The sequence below is a fragment of the Streptomyces sp. NPDC054961 genome, assembly GCF_053609145.1.
This window is the reverse complement of the sequence record NZ_JBSGWY010000007.1, coordinates 65,623-78,554: the sequence shown is the minus strand read 5'-3', so window position 1 is coordinate 78,554 and position 12,932 is coordinate 65,623. Positions and strand designations below refer to the sequence as shown.

Here is a 12,932-nt window from a genome sequence, read left to right as displayed (position 1 = left end):
CGTCAGCCACTGCCCGGGTGCACCGAAGTCACCGACCGTCGATCACTGCAGGCCTGAGACTTTGAAGACCGTGAGGGCCGTCTCGCGGTCGATACGCTCTGCCAGCTGGCGCAGGGCTGTCTCGCCGCACAGCAGAGTGCCGCGCCGGATCGATGTGCGGGTGTCCGTGTCGAGGCGGCGCCACATCGCGGGATTGCGGGCCAGGACGGTCGGATCGATCTCGACCTGGCTTCCCTCCGTGTCGCGGAGGATCATCCGCTGGGCCACCCCGTCGGACCACCTGACCGAGACGAGGGAGTCGGTGCGGACAGTGTGTTCCACCAGCAGTCCTCGGGCGCTCAGCAGACCGGGACCTACGGAGACCCTGGACGGCAGCAGGATCACGAAGAGGAGGGTGGCCAGGCCGGTCCAGAGGGCGCCGCGGGTCGCGTCGAGCTCGCCGAAACCCGCGTCCATGGCGAGCAGGGCCGAGTACAGGAGGGACGCGACACCGATGGCCGAGCGCGTCTCGCCGGCCCAGTGGATGTCGCGTGCGATAGGTCCTCGAGGTTCCGCGCCGGCGTGAGCGCCGGTCGCGGACTGCGTCAAACGTCGTCCCATGAGGGTGACGTTAAGGCTGGTACGGGCCTCGACACCCGACCCTGACGCACAGCTGATGTGATGGCTACGGCATTTTGACGGGGCTCCGGTTCGAGGCCAACCTCAGTCGGTTCAGTGGCCTGGCGGGGCCGTGGTGACCGGCGCGGGGGCAGGCGGTGGCTCGAACGGTCCGGCCCGGTTGGCCATGAGGATCAGCATCGTCCCGGCGGCGAGCACGGTGATGACGGTGAGGGCGAGCCCGACGGGGTTGCGAGGGTTGTAGTAGTAGCGGTTCGTTCCCCACTTGCTCCGCTTGAAGACCGGTTCGTCGTCGTGATGCACAGGCTGCGTCCTAGATCGAAGGTATGGGGCGGCGCGCATTCCCCAGCGGCCATTGCGGTCAGGAGGCGCAGCCCACTGCCTTCTGGGCCGCGGGGAAGTACACGGTCATGAGACGGGTGAGGGCCTCACGCCGTTCGGGAACGTCGGAGGCCTTGATGGGCGGGTAGATCTCGACGACGAACTGGCTGGGTTTGCCCTCGTAAGTGCACCGTGCGACCGCGACGGCCATGGAGTCGGCAACGCGGGCGGCGTCGCCCACGTCGATCTGTGCGGGATCGCCGGAGCTCGCCAAGCGCTGTCCGATGCCACCCATGACGTCTTCGTCCGCCGTGGTCACGTCGCCTTTCACAGTCAGGACGGTGTTCTTGTCCACGGTCAGTTCGCACCGCGGAGCGTGCGGCCTGGCTGCGTACGTCGACTGCTCCAGCTTGGCTCCAGGCGGAAGCAGCGGTGCGATGAGGGCCGAATCGACGGCCACGCCGCATATGTCGTCCGGCAGCGCGTACTCCCTGCCCTCGCTGCACCCGGTCACGGAGATCAGTACCGCGGCCCCCGCGGCGGCCACCATGGCCGTGCGCAGGCGCTTCACTGGGTGCCTGCCAGACCCTTGGCGGCGACGTTCCCCGTCACTGCGGACGTGTTGATCTCCTGCTCCAGCGTGCGCGGCGTGTAGGGGTGCCCGGGGTTCGCCTTGGCCCATTCCTCGGAGAGCGCCCTCAGCTGGTTGTCCCGGTGCGTGAACGTCTTCGCGTTCTGGTCCTGGACTCCCGCGTCGATCCGCGCCTGTTCGTCGAGCTGCCACTGGTAGGCGAGGGCGTCGACACCTCGTTGCGCTATGTCGCCGACCACCGGGATGAAGTTGGCGGCTCCGCCGAAGCCGTGGTAACCCCACTTGGCTTCCCAGGTGGGGTCATCCTTGTCGGTCTTGAGGGCCTGGTAGCGGGCCTCTTCGAGGAAGCCGACCGTACGGCCCGCATCTTGCAGCGTCTCGTTGGGGTCACGCGGGTGTTCTGCGTGGATGTCTTTGATCATTTCTCGGTTCATGGCCTCGTTGAGCATGCCGTAGGAGTTCTGGTCGCGGGAGACCTGCTTGCTCACCTCCAGGAGGTGGTGACGGTCGAGCTGGCGGGGGTCGTCCGGTGTGTCCGACATGGCGCTGGCCGAGTGGTGTACGACATCGCTGTGGGCGGAGAGGACCTTGGCCATGTCGTCGCGCATCTCTGACGGGAACTCGTCGCCGCGCTCGGAGAGGTACTTCAGGGAGCGGTCCAGAACCTGGCGGTGTTCGGGTGTGAGGTCGTCGGGATGCGTTGTCATGTTGTTGGGGTCGACTCCTGTGGCCGCGGAGACCAGGGCGGCGCCCGTGGCCTCCCGTGCGGCGTTGCCGTCCTTGGTGTTGAGGGGGGTGTCGTCGAAGGTTTGCCGGTCGCCGAGGACGTACTGGGCGTTGTCGGTGGGCTGGGTGGCGTTGAAGAACTCCGTCGCGGCGTTCGGGCTTGCGGCCAGGGCGGTCATGAAGCCGGTCATGGGGTCGCGGCCGAAGTCCTCGCCGATGAAGTTCATCTTGGGTACTGGCGGGATGCCGCCGTTCCAGTAGTTGGCCGGGAGCTTCATCTTCTTCTCGGTGGCGACGAGCGCGTTGCCGTAGTCGTTCAGGAAGCGGTTGTCCCAGTCGCCGCTGCGCATGAGGTTGCTCATCACCTGGTAGCCGTAGACCTGGCTGCCGCGGGTCTGGATGCGCTCCTCGCCCAGCTTGACCATGTCGTTCTCCCAGGTGCGCATGGCCGGGCTGTCGGACTGGGTGGCGCCGGCCAGGGTGAGGGAGAGGTTGCGCTGGAAGTCGCCGAGCTGGTCGTGGCGGGAGCGCTGCAGGGTGCCGCCGTCGGACGGGTCTGCCAGGTCGGCCCAGAAGTCGAGCAGCCCGCGTGGGCCGATCGTGGTGGCGAGCTGCTCCTGGAAGAGCCGGTCGTCCTCGTACTTGGCCAGGTCGGCGTTGAGCTTGTCGAATTCCTCGGGGGACATGTCGTCGCCCTTGGTCTTCAGGAGCTTCGCGATCCGGTCGGCGTCCTTCATGGCGTCCGCGGCGCGGTCGCGGTCGTAGTAGGCGGCGTCGGAGAAGCCGTACGGGGTCTGGCTGACCAGCATGGTCAGCGCCTGGGCGGCCGTCGTGTCGCTCTCTGTGGCGCCCTGGAGGATCCGCTGTACCTCGTCGCGGAGGGCGGTCGCATCGGCCTCGGTGTGCTCGGGCACCGTCGTGCCCTTGGCGGTGCGGTCGGGGTGGATGTACATCGTGACGGTGAAGCCGCCATTGCCCGCCGGCACCACGGTGAGGTTCTTCTCCAGCCCGCGCCGGATGGCCTCGTTCAGCCTGGCCTTGTAGTCGACGAGCTCACCGTGGGTGTCACGCAGGATGTTCCCGATACTCGTGGCCTCGGTGGCGGTGTCGGCGAACTCCTTGGCGGTCTTGCCGATGAACTCCCGGGTCACGGTCGCGTTCACCCCGGCCCAGTCGGCCTTCGCGGCTTTACCGCCGAGGTCGCCACGGGCATCCGACTCCAGCTCCCACAATTTCGTGGCCATGGCCGTCCAGTCCGCGACGGCGGTTGACAGCTTCGAGAAGTCCGCGAAACGCAGTGCGTCCAGGTCCATCAGTGCTGCGCCCTTTCCTCGAATCCTGTATTGAGCTGCGCGAACTTGAACTGGGTGGCGATCCAGTACTCGCCTTCGGCGTGCGCGTTCTGCGTGTAGTCGAGGTGGTTGGAAATGTGGGCGCAGGCGTCCAGCAGCGTTCCCACCTGGTCGTGCCACTTGTCCGCGAGCGTCGGGAGGGCGGTCCCCAGAGCGAAGTCCTTCTTCAAGGAGCCGGCCGCCTCGTGCGTACTGGCCTTGGCATGGTCCCCATCGGTGCCGAGCCTCTGCCGCAGCTTGAACGCGGCGTTACCTACTGCCGCCAGGTCCTTCTGGGTGACCACCAGATCCCCCTGTGGCCCGGGCCCGCCGCCCCCTCCGGGATCGAGCTGATTGAGCCGCATTGCCGTCTGGTTCGCAGCAGCGGCTGACTTGAGCTCTGCCCATTCGGCATCGAATGACATAGGACCCCCGTGGTGAAAGTGACTTGTTCGGTGAGCGATGTCGGTCCAAGCGAGATCATTGGGCCGGATGAGGCCGGCGGCCTGCGGGGCGTGGCTGGACACCGGTCATCAGAATGTCCAGGCCGCGGCGTGTGGTCACCAGCACGACGCGGTCGTCGTGGCGCAGGACCCGTCCGTGTGGTGGTCGCCAGTTGAAGGCAGGCCGGTCCGTGCGGAATCCGCCGAGTGTGTCCGTCGAGGAGGCCGACCGGCGGCTGGTCGCGGGGCCGACGGCGAGTACGCGCCACTCGTGTTCCTTGAAGGCCTCGTGTATGGAGTGCCCTTCGAGTTCCGGGTGGCCGGCGACGTCCACGACGGTGAAGAGCAGGGATCCGCGCTCCACCGGCATGACCCCCAGCACGTGGCGGCCCATCATCGCGGCGGCGAAGGAGGGCGCGGCCAGCGCCGAGACACTGCGGCTGCGGGTGAGCGCGTCCGGGTAACCGGCGCGCATGGTGCGGGAGACGGTGGCGGCGAAGTCGTCGCCGTACAGGCGCATCACGGCGCGCACACGGGGGTTGCTCTCGCGTGCGGCCATCACGATGTCGAGGTTCTCGCCGTCGTCGTGCGTGAGGACCAGCAACGACTTGCTGGTGCCGATGCGGGCGAGATCGAGGACTCCGGGAGCGGCAGCGTCCTCGAGTAGCAGGTGCACGCCGAGCTCGCGTGCCAGCGCAATCCCTCGGGCTTGCGGGTCCCGCTCGATCACCACGACCTTGTGGTCGGTGGTGCACAGCTGGGCCAGGGCACGCGTGCCGATCTTGCCGAGTCCGACCACGATGATGTGGTCGTGCAGGCCGGCATCCGGTACGTGGTTGGCCGACGCGGTGCGGAAGGCCAGCGTGGCGTTCATCGCGGCGGCCACGACGAGAGGGAGTACTGCCAGGCCGACGAAACCCGCGATGAGCTGGAGGACCTGGCGGGCCGTGGACTCTTCGGTTGCCGGGTCGCCCATGGTGAAGATGTCCAGCAGTGGCAGGTACACCGACTTCCACAGCGGTCCGTCCTCCACGACGGCCGTCGCGGTGGCCAGTAGCACCACGGCCGCGGCGAGCACCCCGAAGACAGCGGTCACTTCACGGGATACGAAGATCTTCCAGGGCAGGTGCCCGAGCCGGTCGCTCAGCCAGCCCCGGTAGGCCCGCCGCCGCCTGGCGGGGGGCGCCGGCGCGTGGTGGTGGGTCACCTCTTCGAGCATGAGCCGGCCGTGCGTGAACTGCCGGTGATAGGCGGTCGCGGTGTCGGGCAGCAGCTGGGTGCCGTTGGCGCCCGGCGTTTCCGCGCTGTCCTCGCCCAGTGGGTCGTCCATGTGCGTACCGGAGAGAACGGCGAGCGTGGCCAGGTCCGTGGTGTGGGGCGGGGTCCCGGCGGGGCGGACCACTCCGCGGAACACCTTGCCCTCGACCTGGAGGGTGGGCCCGTGCCCGACCGCCGCAGCGGCCACCAACTCGGGGACGGCCGTGTCGGCGTCGGAGAGCACCGTCGTGGACGCGTCGATGAACGCGTCGTCGTGCCCGGCGTGCGCGGCTGCTGCCCGGTCGAGGAGCAGTTCGAGATGGCGACCGCGGTCCCGGTTGAACATGCGGATGACCAGGCGTACGGACGGATTGATGCTGCGGGCGAGCAGGGCAGCGGTCATGTTGATCTGGTCGTCGCCGTAGGTGAGGGCAAGCGCCGCGGCACGCTCGACGCCGGCCTCCCGGAGGGTCTGCTCGTCGGGCCGCGCGGAGATGAGCAGCTCCACGGGGGAGTGGGGATCCCGGTGCAGGGCGACGACCTCGGCGCCGTGCCCCTCGCGGCGCGACGGCAGGACGACCGTGACGGCCTCGCCGCACACGGCGTCGAGTTCCTGTGCCAGGCGGTGTGCGAGGCCGTCGTCACCACAAATGATCATGTGTGTGGAGCGCTGCCCGACTCGCGCTCGGAGCTGGAGGGTTGCGGACATGCGGTCAGAACCGCCCTGCTGTCACATCGGTGGCGGCCGGCAGGGACAGGACCATGGTCAGGCCTCCGCCGGGGGTGTCCTCGGGGGTGAGTGTGCCGTCCATGGCCTCGGTGAGGCCCCGGGCCAGGGCGAGGCCGAGGCCGAGTCCGGCGGTGTTGTCGCGGTCGCCGAGGCGCTGGAAAGGTTCGAAGGCGCGCTCGCGGTCGTCGGCAGCGATTCCGGGGCCCCGGTCGGCGATCCTGATGTCGACCCGCCCGGCCAGGGCGCTGGCTGTCACCAGCACCGGGTGTTCCGAGGGCGCGTGGCGGACCGCGTTGCCGACGAGGTTGGCCAGCACCCGTTCGAGCAGCGGCGGGTCGGCCTGAAGCGCCGGTACCGATTCGAGGTTCTGCACATCGACGGCGGGCCCGCCGTCGGGCGTCAGGTCCAGCGAGTCCAGCGCGGCCGGCAGGACTTCCTCCAGTGTGGTGGCCCGCAGGTCGAGCGTGAGGGCGCCGGCTTGGAGGCGGCTGAGATCGAGCAGGTTCTCCACCAGGCGGTTGAGCCGGTTCAGGGACACCTCGGCGGAGGCCAGCAGTTCCGCGCGGTCCTCGGCGGAGAACTCGATCTCCTGGTTGCGCAGTGAGCTGACCGCGGCCAGCGCCCCTGCCAAGGGGGTCCGCAGGTCGTGGCTGACGGCCCGGAGCAGGGCGGTGCGCAGGCGGTCGGCCGCCTTGATGGGTTCGACCTCGGCGGCGGCCTCGGCCAGCCGGGCCCGCTCGACGGCCGCGCCGACGTGCGCGGCGAAGGCGGCCAGCACGCGGCGTTCGGAGGACGGCAGCGTACGGCCGCGCAGGACGAGGAAGGCCTCGGGGCCCGCCGCCACCACGAGGGCGGCCTCGGTCGCGCCCCCTGTGTCGCAGGCTTCGGGAGCCAGCTCGACGGTGTCCATGCTGAATGTTTCACGCGTACGTTCCAGCAGCGCCGGGATCGTCTGGTCGCCGCGGACGATGCTGCCGGCGAGGGACGACATCGTCTCCGCCTCGGCCGTGGCTCGAGCCGCACGGCGGGAGAGCCGCAGGGACCTGTCAGCCGCGGCGGCGACGGTGGCGGCGACGGAGGCGAAGACCACCAGCGCCAGCACGCTGTCCGGGTCGCTCATGGTGAACTCGCCTATGGGCGGCATGAACCAGTAGTTGAGGAGCAGTGCGGCGGTCAGTGCCGCGATCAGGGCGGAGGCCACTCCGCCGATGCAGGCCACGCACACGACGGCCACCAGGAAGAGCAGCGCCTCGCTGGTGAGGTTCAGTGTGCCGCGCATGCGGTCGAGGCCGAGGGTGAGCAGCACCGGGAGCACCACGCCGGCCACGGGTCCGGCAATGAGCCGGGAGGTGGGGAGAGTGCGGCGCCGGGACGGGAGTAGTCGGCCGTGGCCCGCCCGCTCGTGCGTGACCATGTGGACGTCGATGTCCTCGGACAGCGCCACGACGGTCTCGCCGATCCCGCGACCAGTGAGGAAACGTTCCAGCCTGCGGCGCCGACTCGTGCCGAGGACGAGCTGGGTGGCGTTCTCCGCCATCGCGAAGTCCACCAGCGCGGTGGGCACTTCGTCGCCGACGACGGAGTGGTAGCTGCCGCCCAGGTGCTCGACGAGGGCCCGCTGGCCGGCCAGAGCCGCGTGCGAGACCCCGGCGGCGAGCCCGTCGCTGCGCGCGATGTGCACGGCGAGCAGTTCACCGCCGGCGGACCGGCCGGCGATGCGTGCCGCGCGCCGGATCAGGGTCTCGCCCTCAGGGCCACCCGTGAGGGCGACCACGACACGTTCCCGGGTCTCCCAGACATCCCCGATGCCGTGCTCGGTGCGGTATTTGTGGAGGGCTTCGTCCACGCGCCCGGCCAGCCACAGGAGGGCGAGCTCCCGCAGCGCGATGAGATTGCCGGGGCGGAAGTAGTGGGCGAGTGAGGCGTCGATCCGCTCCGGGGGATAGATGTTGCCGTGGGCCATCCGGCGCCGAAGTCCCTCGGGGGGTATGTCGACCAGCTCGACCTCATGGGCGCGGCGCACGAACTCATCAGGCACCGTCTCGCGCTGGGGGACTCCGGTTATCTTCTCGACGACGTCGCTCAGCGACTCCAGGTGCTGGATGTTGAGCGTGGTGACGACATCGATTCCGGCGGCGAGGATGTCCTCGACGTCTTGCCATCGCTTCTGGTGCCGGCCGCCCCCGGGGACATTGGTATGGGCGAGTTCGTCGATCAGCACCACCTGCGGCCGCCTTGCCAGCAGCGCTTCACGGTCCAACTCTGTGTACCGGCCACCACGGTATTCCTGTCCGGCAGGCGGGAGGATCTTCAGGCCTTCGAGCTTCTCCTCGGTGTGCCGACGCCGGTGGCACTCGACGAAGCCGGCCACCACATCCGCGCCGCGGGCCGCCCGGCGGTGTGCCTCGTCGAGCATCCGGTACGTCTTGCCTACGCCGGGGGCCGCACCCAGAAAGACCTTGAGCCTCCCGGGCCGTACGAGCCGCTGTCCCGCGTCGGCCACCGGGCCCGCCTCGTGCGTGTTCGTCATGCTCAGAACTTCTCGGGGAAGAACAAGGCCAGGACCAGGTACCCGACCAGGCTGACCGCGACGATGATGCCTACGACAGTTTCCGTGCTCACCCGTACCCGACTCCTCCGCACGTCCTCAACTTCACCAGCGAACAGCAGCGATGACGCGAAGGAAACGGCCCTGACGCACTCCTGACGCGAGTCGACTGGGACTTTGACGGTGTATTGACGGCCGTTGCGTCGATAGGGTGAAGGCGGTGTGCCGGGAAGCCTGGTCGGCGTCGCGTGACCGCATGGTCCGCGTCGACTCGGGTGGGGGCGGAATGCGCAGCGTCGGTACGGTCTTGTTCCTCGTGGTGCTGGCCACGGTCGTGGCCACGGGTGCCCGCCGCTGGCGAATTCCCGCGCCCTCACTGCTCGTTGTCGCCGGCCTTGTCGTCGCGCTGATACCGGGCACTCCGGAGATCCGGGTCAGTCCGGAGGTGATCGGCCTCATCGTCCTGCCGCCGCTGCTGTACGCCAGCGCCGAGGAACTGTCCTGGCGCGAGCTGCGGCTGGTGTGGAAGCCGGTCAGCGTGCTCGCGGTCGGTCTGGTCCTGGCCTCGGCGGCCGCGGTGGGTCTGGTCGCGTCGCTGCTCACCCCGCTGACTTGGCAGATGGCGCTGGTCCTGGGGGCCGTCCTCGCGAGTACGGACCCGGTAGCGGTCACTGCGCTCGGTCGGCGCCTTGCCCTGCCTCCCCGTGTCCAGGTCCTCGTGCAGGCCGAGAGCCTCTTCAACGACGCGACTTCGCTCGTCCTCTTCCGGGTCGCGGTCGTCGTCGCCGCGGCCTCCGCCGGGGTGTCCTGGCAGGCGGCGGGCACTGAGTTCGCGCTGCTCGCCGGCGGCGGCACCCTCGTCGGAGGAGCGGTCGCCGGGGTCGTGGCGCTGATCCGCCGCAGGACCGAGGACCCCGTACTGGAGACCGTCATCGCCCTGGTGACCCCGTACGCCGCCTACGTGCTGGCCGAAGCGGTGCACGCGTCCGGCGTGACCTCCGTTGTCGTGGTGGGCGTGGTGCTCGGAGGCCGGGCGGACCGGTTCACCAATGCCCGCATACGGATCCAGCTGCACGCCGTCAACGGCACCGTGGTCTTCCTGCTGGAGAGCGTCGTCTTCAGCCTGATCGGCCTCACCCTGCCCGGCCAGGTCGCCGCGCTGACCGCTGCCGACGGGCTCTGGCCGCTGTACGCGCTGGCGGTCGCCGCGACCTTGATCACCGTTCGCCTGCTGTGGGTCCTGCCGCTCTCGGCCGTCGTCCAGCGGAACGCGGGCGTACGGCCCTCCTGGCGCGTCCCGGCCGTGCTGACCTGGGCGGGCACGCGTGGCGTCGTCCCACTGGCCGCGGCCCTCTCCATCCCGGTCGCGGAGGGCGACGGCAGCCCCCTGGGCCAGCGCCCGCTCGTGCTCGTCTTGACCACGTCGGTGGTGGTGGTCACCCTCGTCGCCCAGGGCTTCACCCTGGCCGACGTGGTCCGTCGCTCCGGAATCGCCCTCGAACCGGATCACACCGAACGGGAGGAAGCCTCCGCCCGGTGCGCCCTTGCCGCAGCCGGCATCCGTCGGCTGGACGAGGTGTCCGACCTCGAAGCGGTACCGGACGTCGTTGCCGACCGGCTCCGGCGCAGCCTCCAGGCCCGGCTCGAACACGCCCGCGACCGCCTGGAGGAAGCGGACCTGGCTGAATCCGCAGACCAGGTCTATCGGCTGCTGCGCCGTGACCTGATCCGGGTGGAGGCCGTGGAACTCCGGCGTCTCTACGACGAACACCACATCAGCGACACCACCCGCCGACGCCTTCAGCGCTCCCTGGACCTGGAGGAGGCGCGGCTGGACTTGGCGAGATGATGCGAGCGGCCGCCCACACGGGTTCTGCCTGGTGGATCCTCTGGGCATCCCTCCTTGGTGACGATGGTGATAGTTTCATTGGCACCATGCTGTTGAAGCTGAACATCGCGGACAACCGCCCTCTGTACGAGCAGGTCGCGGGTGCGATCAGACGTGCCATCGCCGAGGGTGAGTGCGCCCCGGGCGACCGCTTGCCATCGGCGCGAGATCTCTCCCAGGTGTTGGGCGTGAACGTCAACACGGTCCTCCGCGGTCTTCGTGGGCTCCGCGACGAGGGAGTGCTGGAGTTCCGGCGCGGTCGCGGTGTGACCGTGGCCGAGGGGGCGGACCAGCGCTCGGTGTTGCTCGACCGCGTGCGCGAACTGGTCGGTGACGCGGCGCATCTGGGCTACGGCAAGGCCGATCTCATGGAAATGATCAGGGGGCTGGAATGAAAGACAGTACGGAGCGAAGGGGTGGGGAATGGTGGGGTGTTGCGATCTGGGCCGTGGCGGTCTTAGCCGCGCTCGTCGCACTTCCCTGGGCCGCCGGTGACCGGCTGCCAGAGCGGTTGGCGACTCACTGGGGCGCCGGCTCCGGCGGACCGGACGGCTCGATGCCGCTGTGGGCAGCCGCGCTGTTTCCGGCGCTCATCTGGCTGTTCCTGGTGCTGCTGACCGTCGTGCTTGCGCGGCGGAGTGAGGGAGCGGCTTCAAGCCCGGCGATCCGTGGCTGGCCCGTAGCCGCACTGCTGTCCAGCGGTGTCCTCCTCGCCGGTGCGCAGGCATCCATTGTCCGGGCGAACCTGGATCACACGGACTGGCGGGATGCCGATTCCGTGAGTCTGTGGACGGTGCTGACGTTCGGGGTGGCGACGGTGGCGGGGCTGGCCGGGTGGGCGGTTGCCCGCCGCGGGCCGGCTGCGGCGCCGCACGCGGTTGCGGGCGGTCCGAGCATGGACGTTCCGGCCGGCGAGAGGTTCGTGTGGCTTTCCCGTACGACGAACCCGTGGCTCCGCTGGATCGGCGCCCTGTCCGGGCTGCTCGCGCTCGCTGCCGTACTCGTCGCGGTGAGCGGCCTGATCGAGGTGGAGTGGGCGGTCGTCGCACCGTTCGCCACGGTCTCCGTCGCGGCTCTCTCGTGTGCCTCCGTACAGGCGCGTGTCACCGAGAAGGGCCTGGCCGTGGCCTTCGGTCCGCTCGGCTGGCCGGTGCGGCGCTGGCCGGCCGCGGACATCGAATCGGCGCGTGCCGAAAACCGCACCCCCGCCCAGGTGGGGGGATGGGGGTATCGGCTGAGCGGCATGGGCACGACGGTGATGCTCCGCGCCGGCGAGTGCCTGGTGATCCGCCCCCGGCGGGGGAACGAGTTCGCGGTGAGCGTGGACGATGCCGAACGAGGCGCTGCCCTGCTGAACGCCCTTGGTGGTCAGCGCACCCAATGAGCCGGCGCGCGGGCTGCGTCACCCCGTCATCGCGACGCGAGGGTGGGCGCGGTGGCGGGGCGGCTCCGCTGCCCTGTGCCCGGCCTCTTGTGCGAAGGGCCGGCCGGTGACGTGGTGGACGTATTCACGAGTGAGCCGGAAGCCGGCCGTCCAGGCCAGAAGTCGGCTGGGCCGGTTGTCGCGCGAGCAGCACCAGCTTGCGGTGTGTCCACGGGCCTGGATGTCGGCCGTCAGGCCGGCGACGCAGGCCAGTGCGGTGGGGGCCCCTCCCAGCGGTAGCTGGGGGAGCTCACGGCGGCGATCGGGCACGGTGACGACCGCGATGTCCTCGTAGGCGCTGCCGAGGAAGTAGGTGCAGGCGACGGAGAGGACCCGACCCTTGGCGAACGCGGCCCAGCCGTGGCCGGAGGCGGCGAGCCCGCCGGGTCCGCCCCAACTGGCATGAATCCAGGCGTTCTCGGAGTCCATCGCGGCCAATGCCGGAACGTCTTGGGGAGTCAGCCGCCGCACCGTTACGCCACGCGGGGTGCGGGGGAGGGACACCGGTGCCTGAGGCTGGTGGACGTACAGCATCCGTTCCCAGGGGACGACGCGTTCGAATGCCGAGCCGAGCGACGGCCAGAACCGGGCGGGCGTCTCTACGTACCGGCCGGCGAACCGGGCCAGGGCGTCCTGGGTGAGCACGCCCGGATCGCCGCGCAGCAGCACGTGGTCCGCGCAGCTGACGGCGAGGACGCGAGGCCGGTCGGGGCGGTCGGCCCACCAGAGGCCGACGCCCGTCGTCAGTACGTGCTCGGCGAGAGCCACGGGACCGGGGGAGCCGGTGGTGAACCAATGGCTCAGGGCGGGGAGCTGCTGCGGGGAGAGCTCGATCACGAATGTCTCCAGGTGGAGCGGCAACGGGTTCTCGGGCAGGGGGAGCGGGCGGTACAGGGCAGGAGGCCGCTCAGCTCCGGGCCGTGGCTCGCCTCAAGGCGTGGTGGCCGACGGGCGCAGGCACCTGCAGGTTGGGCGAGTAGGTGCGTGCGAGGTCCCGTGCCTGCCCGGGGCGGGGGCAGGCACGGGGCGGAAGCGGTCGCCCGTCATACGGGTGA

12 protein-coding genes are annotated in these 12,932 nt (G+C 69.9%); 3 read left to right on the top strand and 9 right to left on the bottom strand.

The annotated features are described in order from the left end of the window. Positions 1 to 42 precede the first annotated feature (42 nt). From ACWF9Z_RS09715 to kdpF, 8 genes are all read right to left on the bottom strand, one after another. The gene (locus ACWF9Z_RS09715; protein ID WP_453599515.1) at positions 43 to 600 is read right to left on the bottom strand and encodes a hypothetical protein; all 558 of its coding nucleotides are present in this window, start codon (positions 598 to 600) and stop codon (positions 43 to 45) included. Positions 601 to 711: 111 nt separating this feature from the next. Beyond that, entirely contained in the window at positions 712 to 921 is a 210-nt protein-coding gene (locus tag ACWF9Z_RS09710; protein ID WP_453599512.1) for a hypothetical protein, read from the bottom strand. Positions 922 to 979: 58 nt separating this feature from the next. Beyond that, positions 980 to 1,510, bottom strand: a complete 531-nt coding sequence (locus tag ACWF9Z_RS09705) for a hypothetical protein (protein WP_453599510.1) — start codon at positions 1,508 to 1,510, stop codon at positions 980 to 982. Beyond that, entirely contained in the window at positions 1,507 to 3,570 is a 2,064-nt protein-coding gene (locus ACWF9Z_RS09700; RefSeq protein ID WP_453599507.1) for a hypothetical protein, read from the bottom strand. The genes ACWF9Z_RS09705 and ACWF9Z_RS09700 overlap by 4 nt, the downstream gene beginning before the upstream one ends. Further along, positions 3,570 to 3,953, bottom strand: coding sequence for a hypothetical protein (locus ACWF9Z_RS09695; protein ID WP_453599504.1), 384 nt, complete (start codon positions 3,951 to 3,953; stop codon positions 3,570 to 3,572). The genes ACWF9Z_RS09700 and ACWF9Z_RS09695 overlap by 1 nt, the downstream gene beginning before the upstream one ends. Before the next feature lie 115 nt (positions 3,954 to 4,068). Further along, the gene (locus ACWF9Z_RS09690; protein ID WP_402696061.1) at positions 4,069 to 5,946 is read right to left on the bottom strand and encodes an NAD-binding protein; all 1,878 of its coding nucleotides are present in this window, start codon (positions 5,944 to 5,946) and stop codon (positions 4,069 to 4,071) included. Between the two features lie 55 nt (positions 5,947 to 6,001). After that, positions 6,002 to 8,548, bottom strand: a complete 2,547-nt coding sequence (locus ACWF9Z_RS09685; protein ID WP_453599500.1) for an ATP-binding protein — start codon at positions 8,546 to 8,548, stop codon at positions 6,002 to 6,004. Between the two features lie 2 nt (positions 8,549 to 8,550). Continuing rightward, positions 8,551 to 8,640: a K(+)-transporting ATPase subunit F gene (kdpF, locus tag ACWF9Z_RS09680; protein WP_107093322.1), complete on the bottom strand. Its 90-nt coding sequence runs from the start codon at positions 8,638 to 8,640 to the stop codon at positions 8,551 to 8,553. 212 nt (positions 8,641 to 8,852) lie between these two features. Here kdpF and ACWF9Z_RS09675 point away from each other — a divergent pair, with 212 nt between their 5' ends. The 3 genes from ACWF9Z_RS09675 to ACWF9Z_RS09665 all read left to right on the top strand — a co-directional run bounded on the left by ACWF9Z_RS09675 (position 8,853) and on the right by ACWF9Z_RS09665 (position 11,838). Continuing rightward, positions 8,853 to 10,415 (top strand): Na+/H+ antiporter, encoded by a 1,563-nt coding sequence (locus ACWF9Z_RS09675; RefSeq protein WP_453599497.1) that lies wholly within the window; start codon positions 8,853 to 8,855, stop codon positions 10,413 to 10,415. A gap of 86 nt (positions 10,416 to 10,501) precedes the next feature. Next, entirely contained in the window at positions 10,502 to 10,849 is a 348-nt protein-coding gene (locus ACWF9Z_RS09670; protein WP_453599494.1) for a GntR family transcriptional regulator, read from the top strand. Continuing rightward, on the top strand, positions 10,846 to 11,838 hold the full coding sequence (locus ACWF9Z_RS09665; RefSeq protein WP_453599491.1) for a DUF1648 domain-containing protein: 993 nt from the start codon (positions 10,846 to 10,848) through the stop codon (positions 11,836 to 11,838). Before ACWF9Z_RS09670 ends, ACWF9Z_RS09665 begins: the two co-directional genes overlap by 4 nt. 18 nt (positions 11,839 to 11,856) lie before the next feature. Here ACWF9Z_RS09665 and ACWF9Z_RS09660 read toward each other — a convergent pair whose 3' ends face one another. Beyond that, complete coding sequence (locus tag ACWF9Z_RS09660; RefSeq protein ID WP_453599489.1) at positions 11,857 to 12,714, bottom strand: GNAT family N-acetyltransferase; 858 nt, start codon at positions 12,712 to 12,714, stop codon at positions 11,857 to 11,859. Positions 12,715 to 12,932: the final 218 nt, after the last annotated feature.

Bases quoted from the DNA above. Each gene is read 5' to 3' on its own strand.
- ACWF9Z_RS09670 (WP_453599494.1), top strand. From the start codon at position 10,502: ATGCTGTTGAAGCTGAACATCGCGGACAACCGCCCTCTGTACGAGCAG.
- ACWF9Z_RS09695 (WP_453599504.1), bottom strand. From the start codon at position 3,953: ATGCGGCTCAATCAGCTCGATCCCGGAGGGGGCGGCGGGCCCGGGCCA.
- ACWF9Z_RS09715 (WP_453599515.1), bottom strand. From the start codon at position 600: ATGGGACGACGTTTGACGCAGTCCGCGACCGGCGCTCACGCCGGCGCG.
- ACWF9Z_RS09685 (WP_453599500.1), bottom strand. From the start codon at position 8,548: ATGACGAACACGCACGAGGCGGGCCCGGTGGCCGACGCGGGACAGCGG.
- ACWF9Z_RS09665 (WP_453599491.1), top strand. From the start codon at position 10,846: ATGAAAGACAGTACGGAGCGAAGGGGTGGGGAATGGTGGGGTGTTGCG.
- ACWF9Z_RS09675 (WP_453599497.1), top strand. From the start codon at position 8,853: ATGCGCAGCGTCGGTACGGTCTTGTTCCTCGTGGTGCTGGCCACGGTC.
- ACWF9Z_RS09690 (WP_402696061.1), bottom strand. From the start codon at position 5,946: ATGATCATTTGTGGTGACGACGGCCTCGCACACCGCCTGGCACAGGAA.
- ACWF9Z_RS09700 (WP_453599507.1), bottom strand. From the start codon at position 3,570: ATGGACCTGGACGCACTGCGTTTCGCGGACTTCTCGAAGCTGTCAACC.